The sequence below is a fragment of the Streptomyces sp. NPDC033221 genome (assembly GCF_055577005.1).
Genome location: NZ_JBVIQN010000030.1, coordinates 108,834 through 120,377 on the forward strand (window position 1 = coordinate 108,834; position 11,544 = coordinate 120,377).

At 71.3% G+C, this 11,544-nt stretch carries 10 protein-coding genes; all 10 read left to right on the plus strand.

Annotated elements, in window-relative coordinates; genetic code table 11:
• The first annotated feature begins 40 nt into the window (after positions 1 to 40).
• Complete coding sequence (locus ACZ53K_RS31520; protein ID WP_468843276.1) at positions 41 to 970, plus strand: ABC transporter permease; 930 nt, start codon at positions 41 to 43, stop codon at positions 968 to 970.
• The gene (locus ACZ53K_RS31525; protein ID WP_468843278.1) at positions 963 to 1,760 is read left to right on the plus strand and encodes an ABC transporter ATP-binding protein; all 798 of its coding nucleotides are present in this window, start codon (positions 963 to 965) and stop codon (positions 1,758 to 1,760) included. Before ACZ53K_RS31520 ends, ACZ53K_RS31525 begins: the two co-directional genes overlap by 8 nt.
• Positions 1,761 to 2,184: 424 nt before the next feature.
• Positions 2,185 to 3,129, plus strand: a complete 945-nt coding sequence (gene hpnC / locus ACZ53K_RS31530) for a squalene synthase HpnC (RefSeq protein WP_468843280.1) — start codon at positions 2,185 to 2,187, stop codon at positions 3,127 to 3,129.
• A complete protein-coding gene (gene hpnD, locus ACZ53K_RS31535; RefSeq protein WP_468843283.1) occupies positions 3,126 to 4,103 on the plus strand; it encodes a presqualene diphosphate synthase HpnD in 978 nt (325 codons plus the stop codon). Before hpnC ends, hpnD begins: the two co-directional genes overlap by 4 nt.
• A 133-nt stretch (positions 4,104 to 4,236) precedes the next feature.
• Complete coding sequence (gene hpnE / locus ACZ53K_RS31540) at positions 4,237 to 5,718, plus strand: hydroxysqualene dehydroxylase HpnE (protein WP_468843310.1); 1,482 nt, start codon at positions 4,237 to 4,239, stop codon at positions 5,716 to 5,718.
• A complete protein-coding gene (locus ACZ53K_RS31545; protein WP_468843286.1) occupies positions 5,715 to 6,836 on the plus strand; it encodes a polyprenyl synthetase family protein in 1,122 nt (373 codons plus the stop codon). Before hpnE ends, ACZ53K_RS31545 begins: the two co-directional genes overlap by 4 nt.
• Positions 6,837 to 6,968: 132 nt before the next feature.
• Positions 6,969 to 8,984, plus strand: coding sequence for a squalene--hopene cyclase (gene shc / locus ACZ53K_RS31550; RefSeq protein ID WP_468843288.1), 2,016 nt, complete (start codon positions 6,969 to 6,971; stop codon positions 8,982 to 8,984).
• Positions 8,984 to 9,673: a 5'-methylthioadenosine/S-adenosylhomocysteine nucleosidase family protein gene (locus ACZ53K_RS31555; RefSeq protein ID WP_468843291.1), complete on the plus strand. Its 690-nt coding sequence runs from the start codon at positions 8,984 to 8,986 to the stop codon at positions 9,671 to 9,673. Before shc ends, ACZ53K_RS31555 begins: the two co-directional genes overlap by 1 nt.
• A 5-nt stretch (positions 9,674 to 9,678) precedes the next feature.
• On the plus strand, positions 9,679 to 10,701 hold the full coding sequence (gene hpnH, locus ACZ53K_RS31560; protein ID WP_468843294.1) for an adenosyl-hopene transferase HpnH: 1,023 nt from the start codon (positions 9,679 to 9,681) through the stop codon (positions 10,699 to 10,701).
• 4 nt (positions 10,702 to 10,705) lie between these two features.
• A partial coding sequence (ispG, locus tag ACZ53K_RS31565) for a flavodoxin-dependent (E)-4-hydroxy-3-methylbut-2-enyl-diphosphate synthase (RefSeq protein ID WP_468843297.1) occupies positions 10,706 to 11,544 on the plus strand: 839 nt, incomplete at its 3' end.

Sequence of the window (11,544 nt, forward strand, 5' to 3'; positions counted from 1 at the left end):
ACGGCCCCGGCAGCGCACCTTGAGGACGAAAGTGTCAACAGTGAGCGAGACTACGCACGACAGTGCGGTCGCCATGAGTGCCCCGCCAACACCCGACGACGGGCTGTCCCGCGCCGAGCTGGCCCGTAAGTACGGGCTCACGCAGAGCGGGGCGCGGCCCAGCCTGCCGGAGTACGTGCGGCAGCTGTGGGAACGGCGGCATTTCATCCGCGCCTTCTCCAGCGCGAAGCTGACCGCGCAGTACAGCCAGGCGAAGCTGGGACAGGTGTGGCAGGTGGTGACGCCCCTGCTGAACGCGCTCGTCTACTACCTCATCTTCGGCCTGCTGATCGGCACCAGCCGCGGTGTCGAGGACTACGTGCCCTTCCTGGTCACCGGTGTCTTCATCTTCACCTTCACGCAGAGCTCGGTGATGGCCGGCACCCGCGCCATCTCCGGCAACCTGGGACTGGTGCGCGCGCTGCACTTCCCGCGCGCCTGCCTGCCCATCTCGTTCTGCCTGATGCAGCTCCAGCAGCTGCTGTTCTCCATGGGCGTGCTGATCCTCATCCTGCTGGGCTACGGGCAGGTGCCCACCTGGTCCTGGCTGCTGGCGATCCCGGCCCTGGTGCTGCAGTTCGTCTTCAACACCGGGCTCGCGATGGTCATGGCCCGCCTGGGCAGCAAGACCCCCGACCTGGCGCAGCTGATGCCCTTCATCATGCGGACGTGGATGTACGCGTCCGGCGTGATGTTCAGCATCGACGTGATCCTCAAGGAGAAGGCGGTCCCCGCCTTCGTGCACGTCCTGCTGGACTGCAACCCGGCCGTGGTCTTCATCGACCTGGTGCGCTTCGCGCTGATCGACAGCTTCACGTCGGAGAAGCTGCCCCCGCACGTGTGGCCGCTGGCCGTGGGCTGGGCGCTCGTGATGGGCATCGCCGGCTTCGTGTACTTCTGGAAGGCTGAGGAGCGGTACGGCCGTGGCTGAGCAAGAGGACGCCGTACAGACGGCGGACGGGAACCGCGTCCCCACCGTGATCGCGGACGACCTGCACATCGTGTACCGGGTGTACGGCACCGGAGCGGGCAAGGGCAGCGCCACCGCGGCCCTGAACCGCATCGTGCGCCGCAAGCCCTCCGGTGGCGTGCGCGAGGTGCACGCGGTCAAGGGCGTCAGCTTCACCGCCTACCGCGGCGAGTCGATCGGGCTGATCGGCTCCAACGGCTCGGGCAAGTCGACGCTGCTCAAGGCCGTCGCCGGGCTGCTGCCCGCGGAGCGCGGCAAGGTCTACTCGCACGGCCAGCCGTCGCTGCTGGGCGTGAACGCGGCCCTGATGAACGACCTGACCGGCGAGCGCAACGTCATCCTCGGCGGGCTGGCGATGGGCATGTCCCGCGAGCAGGTGCGCGAGCGCTACCAGGGCATCGTCGACTTCTCCGGCATCAACGAGAAGGGCGACTTCATCTCGCTGCCGATGCGCACGTACTCCTCCGGTATGGGGGCGCGGCTGCGCTTCTCCATCGCGGCGGCCAAGGACCACGACGTCCTGATGATCGACGAGGCGCTGGCGACGGGTGACCGGGCGTTCCAGAAGCGCTCCGAGGCCCGCATCCGCGAGCTGCGCAAGGAGGCCGGTACGGTCTTCCTGGTCAGCCACAACAACAAGTCGATCAGGGACACCTGCGACCGGGTGCTGTGGCTGGAGAAGGGCGAGCTCCTGATGGACGGCCCGACGGACGAAGTGATCAAGGCGTACGAGAAGGAGTCGGGCAAGTAGCCCGCCCGGTGCCGTACGGCCCCCGCGAGTCCGGCTCGCGGGGGCCGTTGCTCGTCGCGGACCGGCGGCGGAACGTCGTGTGCCGGTCTCCGGATCGTTAACGGATGGTCAACTCGGCCGGTTCCGGGAACAGTTCGCGGCGATTGGATGTTGACCGGATCGTTGCTTCGAGGTTCGGTACCCCCTCGGACGCCGGAGAGATGTACGGCGTAAGCTGTACGGGTACTGAACAGCACAAGTGGCACAAGTCGGGCAATGCTTACCCGTCCTGGCGGCCGGGGGTCCGATCGGACGGGTCGCACCATGCGGCGTGTCCGAAATGGGATGTTTTGGCTTGGCGGTGTAGAACGGGAGGCGTGACGGCAATGGCTACTGGAACTCTCCGGCTCCGAAACGCGCCGGGCAGCCTCCGGTGAGCCGAGGGATGGCACGGGCACGCGACGTCCTGGGCGGACGCCGGACGCCGGACGGCGGCCGGGGCGACGCCCAGTCGCGCACCGTCCTGGACCAGGCCGCGCACGAGAACTTCCCGGTGGCGCCGATCTTCCTGCCCCGCGCCTGGCGCCGGGACCTGATGGCGGTCTACGGCTTCGCCCGCCTCGTGGACGACATCGGCGACGGCGACCTGGCGCCCGGCGGCGGCGACGCCCGGCGTCTGGGCCTGGACCCCGCCGAGGACGGGACGGACCCGGTAGCCCTGCTCGACGCGCTGGAGGCGGACCTGTACCGCGTCTTCAGCGACCGGGCACCCGGCCCGCTGCACCCGCTGATGCGCCGCCTCGGCCCCACCGTGCGCCGCTGCGGACTGACCCCCGAGCCCTTCCTCGGCCTGATCGAGGCCAACCGGCAGGACCAGCGGGTCACCCGCTATCCGGCCTACGGCGACCTGCTCGCGTACTGCGAACTGTCCGCCAACCCCGTCGGGCGCCTCGTGCTGGGCATCACCGGCACCGCGAGCCCGGAGCGTGTCCGGCGCTCGGACGCGGTCTGCACCGCGCTGCAGATCGTCGAGCACCTCCAGGACGTCGCCGAGGATCTGGAGCGGGACCGCGTCTACCTCCCCGGCGAGGACATGAAACGGTTCGGGGTCACGGAAGCGGACCTCGCCGCCCCGACCGGGGGCGCGTCGGTGCGCGCATTGATCGCGTACGAGGCGGAACGCGCCCGTGAACTGCTGAATGAAGGCACCCCGCTGGTGGGTAGCGTCCACGGCAGGCTCAAACTGCTGCTCGCCGGCTTCGTCGCCGGCGGACGCGCCGCACTTCAGGCGGTCGCGGCCGCCGACCACGACGTACTCCCTGGACCGCCCAAGCCGACCAAGCTCAGCCTGCTGCGCGAGGTGGGGGCGACATTGCGAAGAGAGGGGTGAGTCGGACCGTGGAGGACATCGCACACACGTCCGCGCCGGTGCTCGCTGCATACCGTTACTGCGAGGCCGTGACCGGGCAGCAGGCACGTAACTTCGCCTACGGCATCCGGCTGTTGCCGGCCGACAAGCGGCAGGCCATGTCGGCGCTCTACGCCTTCTCGCGCCGGGTCGACGACATCGGCGACGGCCCGCTGGGGGACGACGCCAAGCAGCAGCGGCTGGAGGAGACCCGGACCCTGCTCGGCCGGATCAAGGACGGCGCGGTCGACGAGGACGACACCGACCCGGTGGCGGTCGCGCTGGCCGACGCCGCCCGGCGCTTCCCGATCCCGCTCGGCGGGCTCGACGAGCTGATCGACGGCGTCCTGATGGACGTACGCGGCGAGACGTACGAGACCTGGGACGACCTGAAGGTCTACTGCCGCTGTGTCGCGGGGGCCATCGGACGGCTCTCCCTGGGAGTGTTCGGCACCGTACCCGGCGCGCCGGACACCGCGCGCGCCGCCGAGTACGCCGATACGCTCGGGCTGGCGCTGCAACTGACCAATATCCTGAGAGACGTTCGCGAGGACGCGGGAAACGGCCGTACGTACCTCCCCTCCGACGACCTCGCCAAGTTCGGCTGTTCGGTGGGCTTCCACAGTCCGGTCCCACCCCCCGGCTCGGACTTCACCGGACTGGTCCACTTCGAAGTCAGGCGTGCCCGCGCCCTGTTCGACCAGGGCTTCCGGCTGCTGCCGATGCTCGACCGGCGCAGCGGAGCCTGCGTCGCCGCCATGGCCGGCATCTACCACCGCCTCCTGACGAGGATCGCGGCGGCCCCGGAGGCCGTGCTGCGCGGCCGGGTCTCGCTGCCCGGCCGGGAGAAGGCGTTCGTGGCCGTGCGCGGCCTGTCGGGTTTCGACGCGCGGGCGATCGGCCGTCGCCAGGCGGCCCGGGCGGCGGGCCGGTCGCCCGTGAGGAGACGCGGATGACGGTGCGGGAGACGGGCGAGGCCGACGAGCCCAGCTCAGGGCCGCTGCGTCGGTCCAAGCGGCGGGCAACCCTCCGCCGGGCCGCTGCGTCCCTGACGACAGTAATCAGGGAGGGCGAATGACATCGGAACCGATGGGGCCCGACCGGCACGATGCACATGAGGCAGGCCGTCCCGATGGGGCGGCTGCGGTGGTCATTGGGGGCGGTCTCGCCGGCATCACGGCAGCGCTGGCGCTGGCCGACGCGGGCCTGCGCGTCACGCTCGTCGAGGGGCGGCCCAGGCTGGGCGGGCTGGTCTTCTCCTTCCGCCGGGACTCGGCGGTGGGAGAGCTGACCGTCGACAACGGCCAGCACGTCTATCTGCGCTGCTGCACCGCGTACGACTGGTTCCTCGGCCGGGTGGGCGGCCGCGGCCTGGTGCCCCTCCAGGACCGGATGGACGTCCCCGTGCTGGACGCCGACGGCCTGCGGCTGGGCCGGCTGCGGCGTACGGCCCTGCCCGTACCGCTGCACCTGGCGAAGAGCCTGGCCATGTATCCGCACCTGTCGCTCGCCGAGCGCGCGAACGTCGGCCGCGCGGCGCTGGCCCTGAAGAAGCTCGACCCCGAGGACCCCGCGCTGGACGATGTCGACTTCGCCTCCTGGCTGGCCCGGCACGGCCAGTCGCCGCGCGCCGTCGAGGCGCTGTGGGACCTGGTCGGCATCGCGACGCTGAACGCGCGGGCCGGTGACGCCTCACTCGGCCTCGCCGCCAAGGTCTTCAAGACCGGCCTGCTCTCCGACAACGGCGCCGCCGACATCGGCTGGTCCCGGGCACCGCTCGGCGAGGTGCACGACACGCTCGCCCGCGAGGCCCTGGAGAAGGCGGGCGTCCGCATCGAGCTGCGCACCCGCGCGAGCGCCCTCACGCGTACGGAAGACGGCGCGTGGCAGGTGACGGTGGAGAACGGGCCGCACGGCCGCGACCAGCTGACTGCCGGAACGGTCGTGCTGGCCCTGCCGCAGCGCGAGACGCACGGACTGCTCCCCGAAGGCAGCCTCGACGGCCAGGACCGACTGCTGGACATCGGTACGGCACCGATTCTGAACCTGCACGTCGTCTACGACCGGCCGGTTCTGAAGCTGGGGGCACCCCCCGGACCGCCAGGTCCGTCGAGGGGGACCTTTTTCGCCGCGCTCGGCTCGCCCGTGCAGTGGGTCTTCGACCGTACGGAAGCCTCCGGCCTCGCCGCACTGCCCGGCGGCGCCCGCAGCCAGTACCTGGCCGTGTCGCAGTCCGCCGCGCAGGACGAGATCGACCGGCCGGTGGCCGAGCTGCGCGCACGCTATCTGCCGGAGCTGGAGCGGCTGTTGCCCGCCGCGCGCGGCGCCGGCGTCCGCGACTTCTTCGTCACCCGCGAGCGCACCGCGACGTTCGCCCCCACCCCGGGCGTCGGCCGGCTGCGGCCCGCCGCCCGTACCCAGACCCCCGGCCTGTACCTGGCCGGCGCGTGGACCGCCACCGGGTGGCCCGCGACCATGGAAAGCGCTGTTCGCAGCGGCCTCGGCGCCGTTCGCGAGGCACTCACCGAACTCGGCTTCCCCCCGGGCCAGTTGCCCCAGGAGGCGGCATGACCACGAGTACGAGCGCTCGCACGAGCACGAGCACCGGAAACAGAGGAGAAACCGTGAATCCGGCTTCCCCAGCTATCGACACCGAGAGCGTCACCGCGCTGCTGGAGCGCGGGCGGCAGCTCGCCACTCCCGTGCTGCGTGCCGCCGTGGACCGGCTCGCGCCTCCCATGGACACCGTCGCCGCGTACCACTTCGGCTGGATCGACGCCGCGGGACGGCCCTCGTCCGGTGACGGCGGCAAGGCCGTACGCCCCGCCCTCGCGCTGCTGTCGGCGCAGGCCGCCGGCCAGCCGCCGGAGGTCGGCGTCCCCGGCGCCGTCGCCGTGGAACTGGTCCACAACTTCTCGCTGCTGCACGACGACCTGATGGACGGCGACGAGCAGCGCCGCCACCGCGACACGGTGTGGAAGGTGCACGGCCCGGCCCAGGCGATCCTCGTCGGCGACGCGCTGTTTGCCCTCGCCAACGAAATACTGCTGGAACTGGGCACGGTCGAGGCCGGACGTGCCACCCGCCGCCTCACGGTGGCCACCCGCAAGCTCATCGACGGCCAGGCCCAGGACATCTCCTACGAGCACCGCGAGCGGGTCACCGTCGAGGAGTGCCTGGAGATGGAGGGCAACAAGACAGGCGCGCTGCTCGCCTGCGCCGTCTCCATCGGCGCCGTCCTCGGCGGCGCCGACGACCGTACCGCCGACATCCTGGAGCGGTACGGCCACCACCTCGGCCTCGCCTTCCAGGCCGTCGACGACCTGCTCGGCATCTGGGGCGACCCGGACGCCACCGGCAAGCAGACCTGGAGCGACCTGCGCCAGCGCAAGAAGTCGCTGCCGGTCGTCGCCGCCCTGGCGGCCGACAACCCCGCCGCCGAGCGGCTCGCCGGCATCCTCGCGGCGGACGCGAAGAAGAGCGAGGACGAGATCGCCGACTTCACCGAGGAGGAGTTCGCCTCCCGCGCGGCCCTCATCGAGCAGGCCGGCGGCCGCGAGTGGACCTCCCAGGAGGCCCGCCGTCAGCACGCCACCGCCATCGCCGCGCTGGACGAGGTGGACATGCCCGCACCGGTCCGCGCGCAGTTCGTCGCGCTCGCGGACTTCGTCGTCGTACGAGAGAGATGATCATTATTGACCCGATCTAGATCGCAGTCGCCGGCCGGCGCCCGTCCTCCCCGATCTCCGGAACGGGGTCCAGGCGCCGGCTGACGGAATCCCTGAGCACGCTTCACAGAGTTCACTGCAGAAGGGGAAACCATGACAGCGACGACCGACGGAAGCACCGGGGCGCTGCCGCCCCGGGCACCTTCGGCCGGCGACACCACCGCCGAGACCACCGCGAACGATCCGGCCGCCCCTGGAAGTACGGCCGACGCCGCCCGCCGCGCCGCGGCCCGCGCCACCGAGTACCTGCTGTCCGTGCAGGACGACGCGGGCTGGTGGAAGGGCGATCTGGAAACCAACGTCACCATGGACGCCGAGGACCTGCTGCTGCGGCAGTTCCTGGGGATCGGCGACCGCCGCACCACCGAGGCCGCCGCCCGGCACCTGCGCGGCGCGCAGCGCGCCGACGGCACCTGGGCCACCTTCCACGACGGGCCCGGTGAACTGTCCGCCACCATCGAGGCGTACGTCGCCCTGCGGCTGGCCGGCGACGCGCCGGACGCCGCCCACATGGCCAGGGCCGCCGCCTGGATCCGCGAGCACGGCGGCATCGCCGCCGCCCGCGTCTTCACCCGCATCTGGCTGGCACTGTTCGGCTGGTGGAAGTGGGCGGACCTGCCCGAACTGCCGCCCGAGCTGATCTACTTCCCGAAGTGGTTCCCGCTCAACATCTACGATTTCGCGTGCTGGGCGCGGCAGACGATCGTGGCACTGACGATCGTCTCCGCCCTGCGGCCGGTACGGCCCGCGCCGTTCGCCCTGGATGAGCTGCACACCGATCCGGCCCGCCCGAACCCGCCGCAGCCGCTCGCCCCCGTCACCAGCTGGGACGGCCTCTTCCAGCGGCTGGACAAGGGCCTGCACGGATACCGGAAGGTGGCCGTGCGCACGCTGCGCCGCGCGGCGATGCGGGCCGCGGCGAGCTGGATCATCGAACGCCAGGAGAACGACGGCTGCTGGGGCGGCATCCAGCCGCCGGCCGTCTACTCGGTCATCGCGCTGCACCTGCTCGGATACGACCTCAAGCACCCGGTGCTGCGGCAGGGCCTCGCGTCGCTGGACCGTTTCGCCGTATGGCGCGAGGACGCGGACGGCGCACCCGTCCGCATGATCGAGGCCTGTCAGTCCCCGGTCTGGGACACCTGCCTCGCCGCCATCGCGCTCGCCGACGCCGGGCTGCCCGCCGACCACCCGCGGCTGGTCAAGGCGGCCGAATGGATGCTCGCCGAGCAGATCCGCCGGCCGGGCGACTGGAGCGTCCGCAGGCCGCAACTGCCCTCCGGCGGCTGGGCGTTCGAGTTCGAGAACGATAATTATCCGGACATCGACGACACCGCCGAGGTCGTCCTCGCGCTGCGCCGCATCCAGTACCCGGACCCGGAGCGGGTCGACGCCGCCGTGCGGCGGGCCGTGCGCTGGAACCTGGGCATGCAGTCCAGGAACGGGGCCTGGGGTGCCTTCGACGCCGACAACACCAGCCCGTTCCCCAACCGGCTGCCGTTCTGCGACTTCGGCGAGGTCATCGACCCGCCGTCGTCCGACGTCACCGCCCACGTCGTGGAGATGGCCGCCGACCTCGGCCTGACGCACGACCCGCGGGTGCGGCGCGGCCTCCGCTGGCTGCTGGCCGAACAGGAGCCGGACGGCTCGTGGTTCGGGCGCTGGGGCACCAACTACATCTACGGCACCGGCTCGGTGCTCCCGGCGCTGGCCGCCGCCGGCATCCCCGCCTCGCACCCCGCGGTCCGCCGTGCCGTGCGCTGGCTGGAGCGCGTCCAGAACGAGGACGGCGGCTGGGGCGAGGACCAGCGCTCCTACCAGGACAAGGCGTGGGCAGGCCGCGGTGAGTCGACTGCCTCGCAGACCGCGTGGGCGCTGATGGCGCTGCTCGCGGCGGGCGAGCGGGAGAGCGCGGCGGTCGAGCGCGGGGTGGCCTGGCTGGCCGCGACGCAGCGCGCCGACGGTTCCTGGGACGAGCCGTACTTCACCGGTACGGGCTTCCCCTGGGACTTCTCGATCAACTATCACCTGTACCGGCAGGTCTTCCCGCTGACGGCCCTCGGCCGTTACGTCAACGGCGGACCGGCCGGCGCGTCCCAGGGGTCCTGATGCGCACGTCGCGCAGCGGGGACACCGCCCGGGACGGCCGGTGGGCCCCGCCGCCGGGGCCGCCGCCGCTGCTGGTCGCCTGCGCGCTCGGCATCGAGCGGCTGGCTCTGCGCGGCGGTGACCGCAGCGGTGCAAGCGCGCCCGTCGTCACCCTCCGTACGGGCATGGGTCCGCGGGCGGCGGCGGACGCCGTCACGCACGCGCTGCGCGACGGCTCCGTCACCGCCCGGGCGCCGGTCGTGGCCACCGGCTTCTGCGCCGGCCTGGTCCCCGGGATGCGTCCCGGGGACGTGGTCGTCGCCGAGTCGGCGCGCGGCCACCTGCCCGGCGCCCCCGACGTGACCTGCTCCGACAACGCCCCGCTGCTGCGCGCCCTCAAGGAGCGCGGCATGACGGTGCACACCGGCCTGCTGCGCGGCTCCGACCACGTCGTACGCGGCGCGGAGCGGGCCGGGCTGCGGGCCGCGGGCGCCGTCGCGGTGGACATGGAGTCCGCCGCGACGCTGGAGGCCGCGACGCGGGACGGCGGGCGTCCGGTTGCGGCCGTACGGGTGATCGTGGACGCGCCAGAACATGAACTTGTCCGAATCGGCACTTTGCGCGGTGGAATGTCGGCCTTTCGTGTGCTGCGCTCCATCCTCCCTGTCTTCTTCGAATGGCACCGTTCTTTGCTGCTCCCCAGGAGGTGAGCCAGATGGCCATGCCGCTCCGTCAGTCCATCCGGGTCGGTACGTATCTCTTTGAACAGAAAGTGCGCAAGCGGGAGAAGTTCCCGCTCATCGTGGAACTGGAGCCCCTTTTCGCATGCAACCTCGCATGCGAGGGCTGCGGAAAGATCCAGCACCCGGCCGGTGTGCTCAAACAGCGGATGCCGGTCGCGCAGGCGGTCGGCGCGGTGCTGGAGTCCGGCGCGCCGATGGTCTCCATCGCGGGCGGCGAGCCCCTGATGCACCCGCAGATCGACGAGATCGTGCGGCAGTTGGTGGCCAGGCGGAAGTACGTCTTCCTGTGCACCAACGCCATGCTGCTGCGCAAGAAGCTGGACAAGTTCACGCCCTCGCGGTACTTCGCCTTCGCGGTGCACATCGACGGGATGCGCGAGCGGCACGACGAGTCCGTGGCCAAGGAAGGCGTCTTCGACGAGGCGGTGGAGGCCATCAAGGAGGCCAAGCGGCGCGGCTTCCGGGTCACCACCAACTCCACCTTCTTCAACACCGACACCCCGCAGACCATCATCGAAGTGCTCAACTTCCTCAACGACGACCTCCAGGTCGACGAGATGATGCTCTCGCCCGCCTACGCCTACGAGAAGGCCCCGGACCAGGAGCACTTCCTCGGCGTCGAGCAGACCAGGGAACTGTTCAAGAAGGCCTTCGCGGGCGGCAACCGGCGCCGCTGGCGGCTCAACCACAGCCCGCTGTTCCTGGACTTCCTGGAGGGCAAGGCGGACTTCCCCTGCACGGCCTGGGCGATCCCCAACTACTCCCTCTTCGGCTGGCAGCGCCCCTGCTACCTGATGAGCGACGGCTACGTCCCCACGTACCGGCAGCTGATCGAGGAGACCGACTGGGACAAGTACGGCCGCGGCAAGGACCCGCGCTGCGCCAACTGCATGGCGCACTGCGGCTACGAGCCGACCGCCGTCCTCGCCACGATGGGCTCCCTCAAGGAGTCGCTGCGCGCCGCCCGTGAGACCGTCGCGGGAAACCGCGGGTGACGTGATGGTCACTGGAGAGCCTCCCGGAGGCGGCGCCTCCGGGACCACCGTCGCCCTGGGCCTGCCCGAGGTACCGGCCCGGCCGCTGGCGGAGCGGCGCGTCTCGCGCCGTATCCAGGTCGGGCCGGTGCCGGTGGGCGGCGGTGCCCCCGTATCGGTGCAGTCGATGACCACGACGAACACGGCGGACATCGGCGCGACGCTCCAGCAGATCGCCGAGCTGACCGCGTCCGGCTGTCAGATCGTCCGGGTCGCCTGCCCCTCGCAGGACGACGCCGACGCGCTGCCCGTCATCGCGAAGAAGTCGCAGATCCCGGTGATCGCGGACATCCACTTCCAGCCGAAGTACGTGTTCGCCGCGATCGACGCGGGCTGCGCGGCGGTCCGGGTCAATCCGGGCAACATCCGGCAGTTCGACAACCGGGTGAAGGAGATCGCCAAGGCGGCGTCCGACGCCGGCACCCCGATCCGGATCGGCGTGAACGCCGGGTCGCTGGACAGGCGGCTGCTGGAGAAGTACGGCAAGGCCACGCCCGAGGCGCTGGTGGAGTCCGCCCTGTGGGAGTGCTCGCTGTTCGAGGAGCACGGCTTCCGGGACATCAAGATCTCGGTGAAGCACAACGACCCGGTCGTGATGGTCAACGCGTACCGCCAGCTGGCGGCGCGGTGCGACTACCCGCTCCATCTGGGGGTGACGGAGGCGGGTCCGGCGTTCCAGGGCACGATCAAGTCGGCGGTGGCCTTTGGCGCGCTGCTGTCCGAGGGCATCGGTGACACGATCCGCGTCTCCCTGTCGGCTCCGCCGGCGGAGGAGGTCAAGGTCGGGCTGCAGATCCTGGAGTC

Excerpts from the sequence above, each read along its gene's own strand:
- hpnC (WP_468843280.1), top strand. The coding sequence starts at position 2,185 with ATGGCACGGGCACGCGACGTCCTGGGCGGACGCCGGACGCCGGACGGC.
- hpnE (WP_468843310.1), top strand. The coding sequence starts at position 4,237 with ATGGGGCCCGACCGGCACGATGCACATGAGGCAGGCCGTCCCGATGGG.
- ACZ53K_RS31545 (WP_468843286.1), top strand. The coding sequence starts at position 5,715 with ATGACCACGAGTACGAGCGCTCGCACGAGCACGAGCACCGGAAACAGA.
- shc (WP_468843288.1), top strand. The coding sequence starts at position 6,969 with ATGACAGCGACGACCGACGGAAGCACCGGGGCGCTGCCGCCCCGGGCA.
- ACZ53K_RS31555 (WP_468843291.1), top strand. The coding sequence starts at position 8,984 with ATGCGCACGTCGCGCAGCGGGGACACCGCCCGGGACGGCCGGTGGGCC.
- hpnH (WP_468843294.1), top strand. The coding sequence starts at position 9,679 with ATGGCCATGCCGCTCCGTCAGTCCATCCGGGTCGGTACGTATCTCTTT.